The sequence below is a fragment of the Mesorhizobium sp. BHscii genome (genome assembly GCF_053848065.1).
Map to the genome: position 1 here is coordinate 558,437 of NZ_JBSPKW010000001.1, position 16,329 is coordinate 574,765.

Genomic DNA, 16,329 nt, shown 5'->3' on the forward strand with positions numbered 1-16,329 from the left:
GTTTTATGCAAGCCGTTGTAACTCTTGCGCTCTTCGAGCGCCGCAGCCGCGGAAGCATTCTCAGGCGTGGTGCAGATTCTCAGGCGTGGTGCAGGACGGTCAGCCGACCGGCGATGTTTTCGACCCGCATCGAGAAGCCAAAAATGCTCTCCAGTATGTCCGGCCGGATGACGTCGCCGGTCTCGCCCATTGCGACAACTGCGCCGTCCTTCATCGCGACGATACGGTCGGCGTACGAGGCTGCATGATTGATGTCGTGGAGCACGATGAGCACCGTCTTGCCGTGCTCGTCGGCGATGCATCTAAGCGTCCGCATGAGGTTTCTCGCGTGAAACATATCGAGGTTGTTCAGCGGCTCGTCGAGAAGGATGTAATCCGTCCCCTGGCAGAAGGTCATGGCAACGAGAGCGCGCTGCCGTTGCCCGCCTGACAAGGTATCGATGAAGCGCAGCGCCAGGTCGCTGAGATCGAACTGCTCGAGCGACGCCGCGATGATTTCACGGTCTTCCGCCGTCAGCCGCCCGCGGTGATGCGGGAAACGACCGAACCCCACCAGTTCGCCGACGCGCAGGCGGCTTGCGACGCCGGGATCCTGTCGCAGGATGGCCATGATCTTGGCCAACTGCCGGCTCGGCGTCGTATCGACGGGCAGCCCGTCGACGGTGATGCGGCCGCTTTGCAGGGGCTGCAGGCGGGCGATCAACGACAACAGGCTGGACTTGCCGGCGCCATTCGGTCCGACAAGCGCCGTGACGCCACCCTTCGGTACTGTCAGGCTCACATTATCCAAAATGCGGCTGCCGCCAAGAGCCAGGGAGACGCCTGCAATCTCGATCATCGCCGGCCCCCGGCAAACAGAATGGCAAGGAACACGATGCCGCCGGCAAATTCCACGACGATGCCGAGGCTGCCTTCCCCGCCCAGAGCGTGCTGGAGGATTGTCTGGCCGCCCACGAGCACGATTATCGCCGTGAACGCGGCTGCCGGCAGAAGGATGGCGTGTCGGTTGGTGCCGACGATGCGCTCAGTGAGCGAAACCACCAGCAGGCCCAGAAACGCCATCGGCCCAACCAGCGCCGTCGACGCCGATACGAGCGCGGCGACAAGAACCAGCAGCCCGGCAGCCATGCCGCGCCACGCGACGCCGAGCCCGATGGCTGTGTCGGTGCCCAGCGCGAGCACATCGAGAACATGTCGCGCCCGCCAGGCGATGGCGACTCCCGCCACGGTGATCACGCCGGCCAACAGCATGAGATCGGGTTCCACTGTATTGAAGCTGGCGAACAACGCACCCTGCAGCACGGCGAAATCGTTCGGATCCAGCAGCCGCGCCAGCAACGTCGTCAGCGATCGGAACAGAACGCCCAGCACGACGCCCGTCAGCAACATCAGCGTCAGGTCGAAACGCCGGCGAAGCATCGGCAGGAACAGCGCCAGCGCGAGGCTCGTCATTACCGTGAAATTGCCGAGGAAGTGCAAGCGGGGATCAATGCCGGCAAAGCCGAAACCGCTCAGCGCAAAAACAAGCGCGGTCTGGCAAAAGACGTAGAGCGCATCCAGCCCCATGATCGATGGCGTGATGATGCGGTTGGCGCAAACGGTCTGAAACACGACCGTCGAAACCGCCACCGCCACGCCGACCAGAACCATCGCCGCCAGCCGCACGGCACGCAGTTCGATCACGAAAGCGAGATTGCCGCGCAGGCCGATCGTCATGAACGCGACGCCGACCAGCACTGCGACCGCCGCCATCATCGCGAGGCGGCCCTCGTGCCGCATCGGGCCGCGTTGCATCACGACTTCAGTCATTGCTGTTTCGGCCAAGCAGCAGGACGAGGAAAAGCACAGCCCCGACGACGCCGAGGATCGTGCCGACCGGAACCTCGTAAGGGAAACGGATGAGCCTGCCAATGATATCGCAAGCAAGCACCAACGCCGCACCACTGCCGGCGACCCACGGCAAGGTGTGGCGCAGGTTTTCGCCAGCGAAGCGCGATACGATGTTGGGCGCGACAAGGCCGACGAACGGGATCGTTCCGACAACAACCACGGTCAGAGCGGTGATGGCCGAGACGATAATCAGGCCGAGCCGAAGCATGCCGGCATAGTTCAGGCCGAGCCCTATGCTGACGTCCCTGCCCAACGAAAGCATCGTCAGGCGGTCGGCTGTCCACCAAGCCAATACGACCAATGCGCCCGCAACCCACAACAGTTCATAGCGCCCGCGCAGGATGCCGGAAAACTCGCCCGTCATCCACACTTCGAGAAATTGCAGAAGATCGAGGTGCCATGCGGCAAAGGTCGCGGCGGCGCCAATGACGCCGCCATAGACCAATCCGAACAGCGGAACCAGAAATGGTTGTGTTGGCGGCAGCCTGTGGGCTAGCATGAGGAAAACGGATGTCCCGGCGAGAGCGGTCACGGCCGCGCCGGCTGCTTTCCATCCAAGCGATGCATTGGGCCACACCAGGGTCACGACCAGTATGCCGAGTGCCGCCGATTGCGCGGTTCCCGCCGTCGACGGCTCGACGAAACGGTTGCGGGCAAGCGTCTGCATCACAAGCCCTGCGATGGCCAAGGCGCTGCCGGTCAGAAGCGTCGCCAACGTCCGCGGCAGGCGGCTGATCATGATCAGCCGCAACGCTTCCGGGTCTGCCGCCAGACTGCCTATGGCGAGCTCGCCGACACCGACGAACAAACTGGCCACAAAGAGCGCCAGCAGGGTTGCGGCGCCGATTGCCTGATAAGCGAAGCCTTGAGTGCCAAGCGATCCAGCGGTCATTTGGTCTGCGAGAAAGCGTCTCGAATGGTCTCAAGCACGCGCATCGTCGACTGGACGCCGCCTGCAGCGATGTAGAAATCGGCTGCCGGCATGTAGACCACCTGCCCTTTCTTCCAGGCCGTGGTTTCGGCCGCCAGTTCATTGTCGAGCGTTGCCCTGGCATTCTGCTCGCCCGAACCGATCGCCGCGGCGCGATCGAGCACGATAAGCCAGTCCGGATTGGCGTCGCGGAGAAACTCGAAGGAGATCGCTTCGCCGTGGGTGGCGGCCTCAACATCCTCGACGGTCGGCGTGAGTTGGAGCGCCGAATGCAGCCAACCGAAGCGGGACGTCTTGCCGTAGGCAGTCACTTTCGGGCCGCTGGTCATCAGGATGAGAGCCGTACCCTTGCCCTTGACGGCGGCACGTGTCGACGAAAGCGCGTCATCGAGTTCCGTAGCAAGCGCCGCCGCCTCGGCCCGCTTGCCGACGAGAGCGCCGTAAGCCATCAGGCGCTGCTTTGCCTGCGCGAAAAGGTCATCGCCCTCCATTGTCATATCGATGCTCTGCGCAATCCGGCTCGTCGCCGCCAGTTGCGGCGAGGAGCGCCCGCCGACAATGATAAGGTCCGGCGCCAGCGCGCTCAGGGCCTCCAGATCGGGCTCGAAGAGGGTCCCGACGATTTCCGCACCGTCCTTCAATCCTGCGAATTCGGGCACATAGAGTTTATCGGGCAGACCGGCAATCTTCACGCCCAGGCTGTTCAGCGTATCGACTGCCGCAATATCGAACACCGCGAGCGTTTGCGGCGTCTTGGCGACCGTCACCGGGCCTTTCGCGGTTTCGATGTCGGTTGCGAACGCCTGAACGAGGAAAAGCGCCAGTGCCGGCAACGCCAGGACCGACTTGAGCCATTTCATGAGCATGCTCCGTGTCGACGCCTCAATCGCGCCAGGCCAGCGGCTGGAGATTTTCGCGGAAGGCGAACCGGGCGAGATGCGATTCGATGACCTGCTTGGTCTCGTTTAATGCGCCGGTGTCGGCCGCTTCCACTATTATGGCCAGCTCTTCGAGACCGGCATTCATGGTAGCTGTGCCACAGGAAAACCGGCACTGCCCATGCCCTTGGCCATAAGCGACCTCCACCTTGTGCGCGAAATGTTTGCATAGCTGCTGGATATATTTGCCCGCATTCGGTGTTTCGCAGCGCGTGGTTGGAGTCAGCATGGAGTCCTCATAATATGATGTTTACACTCCACTTATCGTAAGCTATCCCTCCAGACAAGGTCGGCCTCATGAGCAGTCGCCCGCAAGATTGCCTGTAGCGACAGCCCCATATTGCCATGCTCCTGGCAGTCCAGACCTTCGAACAGAAAAAGCGTTCCAATGCTGCTTAGATTTTTCTCCTACTACCGCCCCTGGAAGGGTCTGTTCATCCTGGATTTCTGCTGTGCGGTTCTGTCTGGCATGCTGGAGCTCGGGTTCCCGATGGCGGTCAAGCTGTTCGTCGACGAACTGCTGCCGACTCAGCAGTGGCTGTTGATACTTGCTGCGTCGGCCGGCCTGCTTGCCATCTATGTGTTGAACACCGGGCTGATGGCGGTCGTGGTTTACTGGGGTCATATGCTCGGTATCAATATCGAGACCGAGATGCGCCGGAAGAGCTTCGATCACCTGCAGAAGCTCTCGTTCCGCTTCTATGACAACCACAAGACCGGTCACCTCATCGCCCGCGTCACCAAGGACTTGGAGGAGATCGGCGAGGTTGCCCATCATGGCCCGGAAGACCTGTTCATCGCGATCATGACTTTCCTCGGCGCTTTCGCGCTGATGTTCCTGGTCAATCCGCAGCTTGCACTGATTACGGCCGCAATTGTGCCGCTCGTCGCCTGGGTGACAAGCCGCTATGGCGCGCGCATGACGCGCAACTGGCAGGCGCTTTACGGGCGGGTCGGCGATTTCAACGTTCGCATCGAGGAGAATGTCGGCGGCATGCGGGTGGTGCAGGCTTTCGCCAATGAAGATCACGAGCGCAATCTGTTCGCGCGTGACAACGCCAGCTACCGCAAGACCAAGCTCGATGCCTATCGCATCATGGCCGCCAGCACGTCGCTGAGCTACATGAGCATGCGGTTGATCCAACTGGTGGTAATGATTGCCGGAAGCTACCTCGTGCTGCGTGGCGAACTTTCCAGTGGCGGCTTCGTTGGCTTCCTGCTCCTGGTCAATGTGTTCTTCCGGCCGATCGACAAGATCAATTCGGTGATCGAAACCTATCCGAAAGGCATCGCCGGATTCCGCCGTTATGCGGCTCTCCTCGACACTGAGCCGGACATCGCGGATCGGCCTGGTGCTGTTGACGCACCGACGCTCCAAGGCAACATCAGCTACCGGGATGTCACCTTCGGCTATAGCGGCGAACGGGCGGTCTTGAAGAACGTCAATCTCGACATAGCAGCCGGACAAACCATCGCCTTCGTCGGACCGTCCGGCGCCGGCAAGACGACGCTGTGCTCGCTGTTGCCGCGTTTTTACGACGTCGACAGCGGCGCCATCACGATCGACGGTTTGGATATCCGCGACATGAGGCTGGCCTCATTACGCGGCCAGATCGGTATCGTGCAGCAGGACGTGTTCCTGTTTGGCGGAACGATCCGCGAGAACATCGCCTATGGCCGGCTGGACGCGGTCGATAGCGAGATCGTCGAGGCCGCGCGCCGCGCGCGCCTCCACGAACTCATCGCTTCACTGCCGGAAGGCCTCGATACGATCATTGGCGAGCGTGGCGTAAAGCTTTCGGGCGGTCAGAAACAGCGCCTGGCAATCGCGCGTATATTCCTGAAGAACCCGACAATCCTCATCCTGGACGAGGCGACGTCGGCACTCGACACGCAGACCGAGCGGGAGATCCAGCAGTCGCTGGCAGAGCTTGCGGAAGGCCGAACGACACTGGTGATCGCGCACCGGCTGGCGACGATCCGCAATGCCGATCGCATCGTGGTGGTCGCCGATACCGGCATTGTCGAACAAGGTCCGCATGATGAACTGGTGGCGCTTGGCGGCGCTTACTCCCGACTGGGCGCGGCTCAGGACTGACGACGCAGCGCTCAAAGCTGAAGCCAAGGGGAGCGTGCACAGGCCCCCAAGCCCGCTCCAGCCCACGGTTCGAGATCGGCAAAGATCTTTCTCCGGTGGCCGTGAGGTGATTCCAAGCGGCGGGCGCGCCCGCCGCTTGGAAGTCTAATCTCGACGGTGCCGGCCGAACGCTGGCATTAGCGGCCCCAGATCCCCTGGCCATAACCGGGCCCGGGAATATCGAAGATCGAATTTCCTGCCGAGGTCGGTGCGCTGCCGGCCGTGTTGACACTGGCTGTGCCGCTCGGGTCGACCGCGTAGCCGTTGTCGGACACCATCGAATGGTGACCGGTGTTCGAAGAGCCGGAGCCATGGCTGTAGTCGGAGCCATAGTGGTCGCTGCCGGCAAAGGCCATGCCGGAGGCAATCAGGAAGGTGGCAGTGGCAAGAACGATCTTAAGCATTTCAATTCTCCATCTTTGAGGGTTAGCATTTGGCCTCAACGCGCCGTGCCCCGCACCGCATCGATGAGCCGTCTTCCATGCCCTTTGGGCAAACCGACCAACCGCTATCCTTCTGGATTTGCGGCAGCAGGTTGTTCAGCGCACGGTTTGTCTTGTTACGTTCGTGCGCTGTTCGGAGGGCTGCTTGATAGCAGCCGAGATCATCACCATTCGGCGGCGTCAACGCGGCCTGTATGAATGGCGGCTGTTCCCGATCAGCCGTCGCGTGGTGGGGTTGACGCCTGCCTCTTGTCGATCATGGCGTTGTAAGAGCCGGCGAGCCCCTTCATGGGCCGGATGGTTTTGGTCAATAAGGCTCGCGCGGAGCCGGTCGGGGAAATCGTACGAAGTAACTGGCTTATGCATTTTGAACCTCAGGTTTCGGAGCAAGACGCGTCGACACCTCGACAAGACTAGATGTTCGTCCAGAGCGCTGGATATTTGTGTCTTGCGCGTCGAATCTGCCGCATCTGCGGTTCTTATTGTCATACATCGCTTTCGTTTCAGGCGTTTTTCTGTAGTGCGGTAGGAGTGTTTCGTTTGTTTCAGGGGCGCGCGACGGGGCGGGCCGCATTTTGTGGATGGTTGTGGTCCGAGTCGTTTGCTCCGGATCCAGAAAGGATCAAGTCGATAAGGGGTTGCGAACACTGGCGCGTAGCCGAGCGGCCCGGAAGGAATGGAATGCCGCCCGCAATCTCGCGGAGTGTCCTTTCCGCGCTGTCCGATCGACACGTCCTGGCTCGGCGCTGCGCGGCCAGTGGTGATCCATATGGTCACCAATCCTGAACGAGAACAGCACGAGCGAAGGCAGGACCTGGATCGTAGGTTCAGACTGAATCCGGCGGAGGCTGACGTCGTCCTGGAAAATCTCGATGGCAACGGGCGCGACGCCGCTGCCCGGCTCGGCATCGCGGCCACACGATCAGAGCGCATCTAAGGCATGTCTTCGAGAAGGCCGGCGTGCGCAGGCAGGCCGAACTCGTCCGGCTGCTGGAGGCGAGCGCGAGCTGACGAGCACTGATGGCGGTGATTTTTTAACTAACGCCAAAACTGTTCCTGCGAGGCCAACACGGCCTGCGTAGGTCATGCCTGCGTCCTTTCACGACTTTCTCCTGGGAAAAGGAAGGTCTGGGTAGGTCAATATCCCGTCCATCCAGAACACATGCTGAATAACGGCTTTCCGGGAGCCGACCTTCAGCCGTCGCATATCGATCTCGTCGGAGATTCGACGAGAGTCTTCCTCGATGGGCGCGACACCGGCTCCCGCATGCCACAGGCCTGTCCGCCTCGGCGCGACCCAAGGACGGACAGGCTCAGCCTCGGCTTACGGCCGGATGTTGTGGTTGACGCGGAAGAGGTTCGCCGGATCGTATTTGCGCTTGACCGCGACGAGCCGCTCATAATTGGCGCCGTAGGCGGCGCGTACGCGCGCTTCGCCTTCATCATCCATCATGAAGTTGATATAGGCGCCACCATGCGGGTTGTGCTTGTGCACCGCGGCCCAATACTCGCTTGCCCAGCGCCTCAGCTCCGGCGCCTTCGTCGGGTCGGGGTCGATGCCGGCGATAACCATGGACCAACGCGCTCGCCGCGCTCCCCAGGCGGTGGCGTCCGGAGCCACTTCCTGGACCGCTCCGTCGATCGGGTAGAGATGCATCAGCGACAGCTCGCTCGGGGTTTTCGAGCCGTGCTCGGCATGGGCAGCGATGGCCGCATCGGACAGCTCGTCGACATAATCGCCCTTCCAGTACCACTGTAAGCCCTTCGGCAGCAGCGGATCAAACAGCGCCTGCAGATCGACGAAGGGCATCTGCATCATACCGTCCATTAGAGGCTTGGGAAGCGCGTCGCGCACGGGCTGCATCGCTCAGATGCCGTCCTCCTCCGCGCCGTTGTAGCAACTGATTAGCGCGCAGATGCGCCTTCCCCAGATCTCGCGCGGGAAAGGGTCGCAGGAGGGCACCGTCTTGATGCCGAAGAACATCCCGAGCTCTCGCGGCGCTCCGGGCAGGAAGTCCCGGTACCAACGCATGATCTCTACTGCATGTGCGATGTCGAAGAAGATCGGCCCGGCATAGACATCCTTCGCCGGATGCGCCTGAAATGTGAAGCGCGTCACGACGCCGAAGTTGCCGCCGCCGCCGCGCAGCGCCCAGAACAGCTCCGGGTGTTCGTCCTCACTTGCCGTCACCACGCTGCCGTCGGCCAGCACGACCTCGGCCGCAAGCAGATTGTCGATGGTGAGGCCGTGTTTGCGCGTTAGATGGCCGGTGCCGCCGCCCAGCGTCAGTCCGGCAATGCCTGTGGTCGAGACGAGGCCCGCCGGCACCGCCAGCCCATGAGCGCTGGTGGCGCGGTCGACATCGCCTTGGGTGCAGCCGGCCTCGACGCGGACCGTGCGAGTCCTGGGATCGATATCGACCCGTTTCATCGGCGACATGTCGATGACCATTCCGCCGTCGCAACTGCCGAAGCCTGGACCGTTGTGGCCGCCGCCGCGAATGGCAAGAAGCAAATGGTTATCTCGGGCATGATTGACTGCCGCGACGACGTCGGCGACTTCGGCGCAGGGGACGATCCAGCGCGGCCGCTTGTCGATCATAGCGTTGTAGAGCCCGCGAGCCTCTTCATAGGCCGGATGGTTTTGGTCAATAAGGCTCGCGAGGAGCCTGTCGGGGAAATCGTACGAAGTAACTGGCTTATCCATATTGAACCCTCAGGTTTCAGAGCAAGACGCGTCGACGCTCGCCAAGAATAGATTGTTCATCCTGGGCGCCGGACATTTGCGCTTCGCCGGTTGAATTTGCCGCATCTGCGGCTCTTCTTGTCATACACCGCCTTCGTTTCAGACGTTTTTCTGTGGTGCGGTGGGAGTGTTTCGTTTGTTTCAGCGCGCGCCCCACGGGGATGACAGGCGGCACTTTGTGACTGGTTATGGTCCGAGTCGTTTGCTCGAGCCGTGGTATCGGCCGTGCAACCCAGGCCATTCGTGTTTCCGCCGTTTTTCCGGAGGATTGGGTAGAGTTTCGTTTTCACGTCAGCGCTGGCGAAGATTCCCACGCGCCGAAACAGTTGAAACAAATCACGCGGCGTCTGAATGTATGCTGAAACAAAGAGGGTCTAGTATCCGCCCTCGCGAGATCACGCGAACAAAAGGAACGACCATGCGGCCTGATAATCCGGTGCCATCCACACACACAGGCTATGCCCTTTTTGACGCCAACAATGTCCTCGTCGACAGCAATCCGGAGATATTTGGAAGCCGGCGGCTCGATCGCGGCGAGATGCATCCGATGGACACCATTGCCGCAGTCGCCGAAGCCCTCTCACATCTGAAAAGTTTCGACGGCCGCCCCATCGAGCCGGGCAACGCGTTCGCTGAAAGCGCCGCTGCGCGATGGACGCAAATCGACAACCCTCCAGTTGAAGCTGAGACATTGGATGGCCGGTGGAAGTTGCTCACCGCACATCCTCGGCCGAATGGTGGCATGGCCCTGGTAAGCGTCGACATTACCGACATGAAGCGAGCGCAGATCGCGCACCGGGAAAACGCGGAGATATTCCGCTGCATCACGGACAGTCACCCGCTGCCCGTTTGGGTGGTGGACGCGGGAAGCGGGAAAATCGTCTACGAAAGCCTCGATGCGTCGAACCTGCTTGGCCGAAAATGGACCCCGAACGAGCCGCAATTCCTGACGGATTATTTCGTGAATACTGGCGAATTCGATGAAATCAGTTCTCTCGCCAGCAACAGCGAGATCGTGCGGGATCACGAAATCCAGCTTAGAAACACAAGCGGATCGACCGTCTGGTGCTCGACCAACTGCCGTCGCGGCGTTTATGACGGGCGCCCCTCGCTCATCATCGGCGTATTGGACATCACGGAACGTAAGCAGCGCGAGGATCTGTTCGGTTTCCTGATCAAGCATCATCCGTTGCCGGTATGGATGACGGACGCAAGTTCGGGGGAACTCATTTACCAGAGCAATGCTGCCGAACGGCTGCTTGGATGGAGCAAGAAGGCGCAACGCGAGACGGTGCGGCTCGGCGACTACTTTGTCGACCCCGAGAAACACCGGGAAATCAATCGGGAGCTCATGCAAAAGGGCGTCGTCGAAAATTGCGAGGTGCTTCTTAAACGACCCGACGGCCAAGAGTTCTGGGCCACGGGCAATCTCAGGATCGTCGAGTTCCAAGGCCGGCGAGTGGTTCTCGCCGGCATCGCCGATGTGACCAAGCAGAAGAAGCGTGATGGCGAAGTCGCTGCGGCGCGGGAGATGCTCGCAGACGCCGTTGAATCACTCTCCGAGGGATTCGCACTGTACGACGAAGATCACCGCCTGGTCATGTGCAACAGCCTTTACCGCGAACTGAACCACCCGGTGCGGGATCTCGTTGAACCGGGCGTGGAATGGAACGAGCTCCTTCGCGAATCCGCCAAGCGCGGCGTGTACCGCAACGCGGTTGGGCGCGAGGACGAGTGGCTCGACGAGCGGATTCAAGGCCGGATCGAGTTCCACTCCCATTTCGAGGTCCCCCTCTCCGACGGCAAATGGCACTCGGTTTCGATACATCCCACCGATCTTGGCGGCTTCGTCGTAACGCGGGCCGACATCAGCGGGCGCAAAAAGGCCGAGGCTGCCGAGCGCGACGCGACGGCTCTGCTGCAAAAGGTGCTCGATGCCTGCCCCTCGCCGATACACATGACGACGTTCGAGGGAGAAACGCTCTACCGCAATCCTGCTACCAGAGATCTCTACGCCGATCGCCCTCGAATAACCGACCACTATGTCGATCCAGACAATAGCGCAATATTGGAGCGCACCCTGATCGAAAAGGGCAGGATCGATGATTTTCGGGTCCAGCAGTACGACACAGAGAACAAGCCCTTCTGGGCTTCGGTTTCCGCTCGCCTGATCGAGTTCCAGGGAAGGCAGGTGATCGTGTCGAACACGACGAATATCACCGACATGATCACCGCCCAGCAAGAAACGCGCAAGGCAAACGAGCGGCTGATCGACGCGATCGAATCTCTCGCCGAAGGGTTTGCCCTCTACGACAAGAACGATTGCCTGGTGCTGGCCAACAGCAGGTACCGCCAGATGCATGCGATAAGCGCGGATGTGCTCGTTCCCGGGGTGAACTGGTTCGATTTCCTCCGCGTGACCGCAGAGCGCAACCAGTTTCCGGTTCCACGGGACAAGATCGACGACTGGCTTGCCGAGAGGGCAAGGGACCGCCGCGAGTTCCGGCAACAGGAATTCCGTCATACGGACGGCGGTTGGTTTTTCGTCTCGAACTGTCCAACCCGCGAAGGCGGGTTCGTGGTCACCCGTGTCGACATTACAGAGCGCAAGCGGGCCGAGGAGGCCGCTAAGGAAGCGGATGAAATGGTCCGTAAAGTCCTCGAAGCCTGCCCCGTCAACATCCAGATGACCCGCGCGCATGACGGGAAGCTGCTCTACCGCAGTCCCGCCACCGTTGAGCTGCTCGGCAATGTGACCAGCGCCATCGACTACTATGTCGATCCTTCAGAGCGGGTGCGATACGTTGAGCGGCTGCTCGCCACGGGGTTGGTCGACGATTTCGAAACCCAGCTCAAACGCAACGACGGTGGAACCTGCTGGTGCTCGATTTCGTCTCGACTGATCGATTACCGCGGTGAGAAGGTGATTGTTTCCCACACCTACGATCTCACCGACCGTATCGAAATGCAGCAGGAATTGGAGCGCCAGCGCGAGACGCTGCACCAGAACGAAAAAATGTCGGCGCTCGGCGGATTGCTGGCGGGGGTGGCGCATGAGCTCAATAATCCGCTCTCGGTGGTGCTTGGCCTGTCATCGCTGTTGAAGGAGACCGCAACCGACGCCAAGGTCGTGGAACGCGCCGACAAGATGAGTAAGGCAGCCGAACGCTGCGCCAGGATCGTCAAGACTTTCCTGGCTATGGCCAGACAGCAGCCGACGCGGACCTCAAACGTTGCGATCGATGACATTATTTCCGAAGCGGTGGAAGTGGCGAGCTATTCGATTCGATCGTCGGACATCGGGCTTTCAGTTCATCTTGAACCTGCTCTTCCCCCGATCTGGGCGGATCCCGATCAGCTTGGCCAGGTGCTGATCAATTTGCTTGTCAATGCAGAACAGGCGCTGCACGGCTGGGAAGGGCGACGGACAATCACGGTTTCAACGCGGCTTCATCCCACGACCGGCAAAATAGTCGTCAGCGTTGCCGACACGGGCCCGGGAATTCCCAAAGAGATACTTCCCCGCATTTTCGAGCCGTTCTTCACGACCAAAGAGATTGGGGCAGGGACTGGGATCGGGCTGTCCTTCTGTCATCGGATCGTTCAATCCCATGGAGGAACCATCGAAGTCGAATCCCCCGAGGGGGGTGGCTCGACCTTCATACTTTCGCTGCCTGCTTCGGACCGTATCGAGGAACGGGCCGAAACGGCCGAAGACGAGCTCCCGAATTCAACCGGCGTTGCTTGTCTGGTGGTGGACGACGAAGAGGAAGTGGGTGAGCTGGTTGCTGAGGTGCTCAGCCGGGATGGTTTCAAGGTGACCATTGCCAGATCCGGCGAAGAAGCGCTGGTGCAGCTCCAGAACCGCACTTTCGCGCTGATCCTGAGCGATCTGAAAATGCCGAACATGGATGGACGGGGATTGTTCAACCAGATTGCCAAGCTTCATCCGGCCGAGCTCGACAGGTTAGCCTTCCTGACGGGGGACACGATCAGCCCGGACGCGCAGATGTTCCTGCGCGCCGCGAAACGGCCCTATCTTGAGAAACCGATCAAACCTAACGAGCTCCGTTCGTTTGTCTCGAATCTGGTCAACAACAATACTTGACAGATCAGTGGATTTGCACGTCACTTCAGGGGCAGCTTATCCATTAGGCTAGTTGCTGGTGGTCGATTTTGACGACGCACGCACACGTAGTGGTCTGCGATGACGAACCGGATATCCGCGACACGGTGGCGGAATATCTGGAGCATCATGGCTATGCCGTGACAACGGCCAACGCAGGGCCTGCCCTGCGCGAACTTATTAATAGCCAGCACGTCGATGTGGTCATATTGGATATCCGAATGCCAGGCGAGGACGGCCTCTCCCTGGCGCGATATCTACGAGAGCACTCAGACGTTGCCATTATCATGCTGACCGGATCGGCGGAAATCGTCGACCGCGTTGTCGGATTGGAGATTGGCGCCGACGACTATGTCGCGAAGCCCGTGGACCTGCGGGAGCTGCTGGCACGGGTGAAGGCCGTGCTGCGCAGGACGTCGGCGACCGAACGAGCTGCGGAGAAAGCGAGTACTCCGGACTCTCACCAGGTCCAGTTCGGCAAGTGCCGCTTCGACCCGGATGAACACAAATTATACAACGCCGAGGGGGTCGAAATAGCGATCACCGCGATGGAGTTCCGGCTTCTGAAAGTATTCAGCGAACATCGCGGACGAGTGCTCAACCGCGATCAACTGCTCGAACTCGCCCATGACCGCGGATGGGATCCCTTCGATCGTAGTATCGACATTCGCGTTTCGCGCCTGCGGAAGAAAATCGAGGTCGATCCCTCCAAGCCGGAGGTGATCAGGACGATCCGCGGCATGGGCTACCTCTACTCCTGAGCGCGCCGCACGGTGGACCAGCGCCTCATCCCTTGCGGTTGAGGTATTGCGACTTTGTGGTCCCAGGCGGAGGGCCCCGCTCGAACTACTGAGTTTCCGGAAACCAGCTGCGTTGCCCTGGGCTTCCACTATCACGTGTGGGCGCGAGAGGCGTGCAGGCCAAGCCGGCCTTCTCGACACCTGGATTGTGTGCCGCAGCCGCCGGTTGCGAGGCTGCGACACGTTTCCTGCGCCGACACGACGCCGGCACCTGAGCGCGGGTCAGAGCCGTTCGATGCCGAGAAAGTCCGGCGCTCCCACCCACGCGTCCTTGAAGCGCGCATCCATCGCTTCGGCGTCCGCTGTCCTGCCGGTCCTGCGGAACACCTCGCGCAGGCCCCACAGCGCCCAGGCGTTGTTCGGCGTCTGCTCCAGGACGTGCTCGAAGGCCGCCGCGGCCGCCTCGTGCTCGCCCATGGCGATGTAGAACGCGCCGAGGGTTTGTCGGACCGGATAATACCAGTACGCCGGTTCCATATAGGCAAGGCCGTCCTCGATCGCGACGGCCGCCTCAAGCTTATTGCGCGCTTCCCGCAGGTTGCCCTGGTGCTGGGCAATGCGGGCCTCCACGATCAGCGCGCTCAATTCCAGCAAATTCGGCGCCGGAAGTCCTCCCGCCGTCTCCGTGGAAAAATCGGCCTCGGCAGCGAGCTTGCGGATTGCGGCGGTCTCGGCGCGCGCCGCCTTGCTCGCACCCTTTGCGGCGAAGGCGACGCCCCGTGCATATCGCCAGGTTGCCTCGACATAAGGCAGGGCATTTGCCGGCAGCGGCAGCGCGAGTATGACCTCGGGATCGCTGTACTGGGCGTGCGCGAAATAGGGAGCCGCCTTGATCGGCTGCAGCCCGGCCACCTTTCTGGCCATGGTGTCGGAGACCAGCGATTCGAGCTTTTTGGCCGCCTCGGCGATTGCCTCGACGTCGCCCGCCATCTGTGCGGAGGTCATCAGGAAATGCAGGTTGTGCGGATAATAGCCGTCAGTGTAGACGCCGGGCGTGCTCTCCGGCGCTATGCCGACGCGCTCGAAATAGGCCTCGTCCGCTGCCACTGCCTCGCGGTTGATCTCCAGACTGTCGATCCACCGGCCGACCTGATGATAGATGTGCGCTGGCATGTGCACGATGTGTCCGGCGCCGGGCATGAGGGCGGCAAGCCGGTCGGCATGGGCTTCGGCCCTTTCCGGCGTCGTGGACGCTTCGACGGCATGGATATAGAGATGGATCGCGCCGGCATGATCCGGATTGCGCGCCAGCACCCGCTCCAGTGAGGCCACAAGCTTGACCGTGTCCGGCTTTGGCGTTGCTCCGCCATCAAGCCAGTAGTCCCAGGGCATCAGGTTCATAAGCGCGTCAGCGTAGAGCGTGGCGATTTCGTCGTCCTGCGAATGGCGGTCTGCCAGTTCCGCCATCGCCGCGGCATAGGCCTGGTTCAGGGCGCCCTGGTCGGCCGAAGTATCGGCGCTGTAGCGCTTGGAGAGCGCGGCGATGAGGTCCTTTTCCCGGCTGGTGGCAAGGTGCGCTACCTTGCGCGCCTGCGCGACAGCTTCGGCGGCGTTCGCGGCTGCGTCCCGGCCCATGCCGGCATTGATGTTGGGGCCGAGCACGTAAGCCTCGCCCCAGAAACACATGGCGCAGGTCGGGTCCAGCTTCTGGGCGGCCCTGAAAGCGCGCTGCGCCTCGGCGTGGTTAAACGCCCACGCCCAGCGCAGGCCCTGGTCGAAATAGGCCTGCGCCAGCGGGTTGGCGGTGGTGACAGGGTAGGAATGGCTGCCGAGGTTTTCGAACAGCGGGACGCTTGTCGAATCCTCTCCAACCGCCGCCGCCTTGGCCTGGCGGTGCGGAAGGCCCGAGTCATGGGCATTGGCGGCGGGCGCCGCCAGAAGGGCGGCCACGCTCGCACAGGCCAGTAGCGGGAGCCTAAATGAAAGCTTCATGGTTTCAGCCCGCCTTGTCTTCTTGGCCGCGCTTCAAGCCGCGGACCACCAAACCAATCTCTGACCGGCTAATCCCGATGTCCCTCAGGAAGGCATCGTCCATTGCCGCAAGGGTCCGTTCCGCCATACGGTGAACCCGGTAGTCCCGGAAAGACCGGTAAGCTGCTCGCATTATCGACATTGCAAAACTCCATGATTAGCGCCGCGGGATGCAGCGTTGCCATTGCATTTAAACCATCCCTGTTTCAGGCGTTTTTCCGCGCCGAACGCGAAGTGTTTCGTTTGTTTCAGCGCTTCCCGCGCGGTGCGAATTCCGAGCTGCCAGAGTCGCGGGAAACCGACTTCTTTCCTGGGGCTGATTGGTGAAACCGGCGTCCGCGATCAGC

13 protein-coding genes and 1 pseudogene are annotated in these 16,329 nt (G+C 61.2%); 4 read left to right on the forward strand and 10 right to left on the reverse strand.

Features of this window, described 5'->3' with window-relative positions; genetic code table 11:
* Positions 1 to 79 precede the first annotated feature (79 nt).
* The 5 genes from ACWTU7_RS02585 to ACWTU7_RS02605 are packed head-to-tail and all read right to left on the reverse strand — an operon-like array spanning position 80 to position 3,988.
* Positions 80 to 838, reverse strand: coding sequence for an iron ABC transporter ATP-binding protein (locus tag ACWTU7_RS02585; RefSeq protein WP_455837600.1), 759 nt, complete (start codon positions 836 to 838; stop codon positions 80 to 82).
* The gene (locus ACWTU7_RS02590; protein ID WP_455837601.1) at positions 835 to 1,809 is read right to left on the reverse strand and encodes an iron chelate uptake ABC transporter family permease subunit; all 975 of its coding nucleotides are present in this window, start codon (positions 1,807 to 1,809) and stop codon (positions 835 to 837) included. Before ACWTU7_RS02590 ends, ACWTU7_RS02585 begins: the two co-directional genes overlap by 4 nt.
* Positions 1,802 to 2,782 (reverse strand): ABC transporter permease, encoded by a 981-nt coding sequence (locus ACWTU7_RS02595; protein WP_455837602.1) that lies wholly within the window; start codon positions 2,780 to 2,782, stop codon positions 1,802 to 1,804. Before ACWTU7_RS02595 ends, ACWTU7_RS02590 begins: the two co-directional genes overlap by 8 nt.
* Positions 2,779 to 3,681: a siderophore ABC transporter substrate-binding protein gene (locus ACWTU7_RS02600; RefSeq protein ID WP_455837603.1), complete on the reverse strand. Its 903-nt coding sequence runs from the start codon at positions 3,679 to 3,681 to the stop codon at positions 2,779 to 2,781. The genes ACWTU7_RS02595 and ACWTU7_RS02600 overlap by 4 nt, the downstream gene beginning before the upstream one ends.
* Before the next feature lie 22 nt (positions 3,682 to 3,703).
* Positions 3,704 to 3,988, reverse strand: a complete 285-nt coding sequence (locus ACWTU7_RS02605) for a DUF2218 domain-containing protein (RefSeq protein ID WP_455837604.1) — start codon at positions 3,986 to 3,988, stop codon at positions 3,704 to 3,706.
* Positions 3,989 to 4,147: 159 nt separating this feature from the next.
* Here ACWTU7_RS02605 and ACWTU7_RS02610 point away from each other — a divergent pair, with 159 nt between their 5' ends.
* Positions 4,148 to 5,857, forward strand: coding sequence for an ABC transporter ATP-binding protein (locus tag ACWTU7_RS02610; protein ID WP_455837605.1), 1,710 nt, complete (start codon positions 4,148 to 4,150; stop codon positions 5,855 to 5,857).
* Between the two features lie 176 nt (positions 5,858 to 6,033).
* Here ACWTU7_RS02610 and ACWTU7_RS02615 read toward each other — a convergent pair whose 3' ends face one another.
* The 3 genes and pseudogenes from ACWTU7_RS02615 to ACWTU7_RS02625 form a co-directional block, all read right to left on the reverse strand.
* Positions 6,034 to 6,300 (reverse strand): hypothetical protein, encoded by a 267-nt coding sequence (locus tag ACWTU7_RS02615; RefSeq protein WP_455837606.1) that lies wholly within the window; start codon positions 6,298 to 6,300, stop codon positions 6,034 to 6,036.
* Positions 6,301 to 7,663: 1,363 nt separating this feature from the next.
* Positions 7,664 to 8,203 carry a BBE domain-containing protein gene (locus ACWTU7_RS02620; protein WP_455837607.1) on the reverse strand — a complete coding sequence of 180 codons (540 nt, stop codon included), beginning with the start codon at positions 8,201 to 8,203 and terminating at the stop codon, positions 7,664 to 7,666.
* A gap of 330 nt (positions 8,204 to 8,533) precedes the next feature.
* Positions 8,534 to 9,046: pseudogene (locus ACWTU7_RS02625) on the reverse strand (FAD-binding oxidoreductase); the annotation flags it as partial.
* A 457-nt stretch (positions 9,047 to 9,503) separates the two neighbouring features.
* Between ACWTU7_RS02625 and ACWTU7_RS02630 the strand changes: the two are divergent.
* Both ACWTU7_RS02630 and ACWTU7_RS02635 read left to right on the forward strand, forming a co-directional pair.
* Positions 9,504 to 13,193 (forward strand): PAS-domain containing protein, encoded by a 3,690-nt coding sequence (locus ACWTU7_RS02630; RefSeq protein ID WP_455837608.1) that lies wholly within the window; start codon positions 9,504 to 9,506, stop codon positions 13,191 to 13,193.
* 68 nt (positions 13,194 to 13,261) lie between these two features.
* Entirely contained in the window at positions 13,262 to 13,972 is a 711-nt protein-coding gene (locus ACWTU7_RS02635; RefSeq protein WP_455837609.1) for a response regulator, read from the forward strand.
* Positions 13,973 to 14,233: 261 nt separating this feature from the next.
* Here ACWTU7_RS02635 and ACWTU7_RS02640 read toward each other — a convergent pair whose 3' ends face one another.
* Both ACWTU7_RS02640 and ACWTU7_RS02645 read right to left on the reverse strand, forming a co-directional pair.
* The gene (locus ACWTU7_RS02640; protein WP_455837610.1) at positions 14,234 to 15,943 is read right to left on the reverse strand and encodes a tetratricopeptide repeat protein; all 1,710 of its coding nucleotides are present in this window, start codon (positions 15,941 to 15,943) and stop codon (positions 14,234 to 14,236) included.
* 4 nt (positions 15,944 to 15,947) lie between these two features.
* On the reverse strand, positions 15,948 to 16,124 hold the full coding sequence (locus ACWTU7_RS02645) for a DUF1127 domain-containing protein (RefSeq protein WP_095491021.1): 177 nt from the start codon (positions 16,122 to 16,124) through the stop codon (positions 15,948 to 15,950).
* Positions 16,125 to 16,135: 11 nt separating this feature from the next.
* Between ACWTU7_RS02645 and ACWTU7_RS02650 the strand changes: the two genes are divergently transcribed.
* Positions 16,136 to 16,309, forward strand: coding sequence for a hypothetical protein (locus ACWTU7_RS02650; RefSeq protein WP_455837611.1), 174 nt, complete (start codon positions 16,136 to 16,138; stop codon positions 16,307 to 16,309).
* The last annotated feature ends 20 nt before the right edge of the window (positions 16,310 to 16,329 follow it).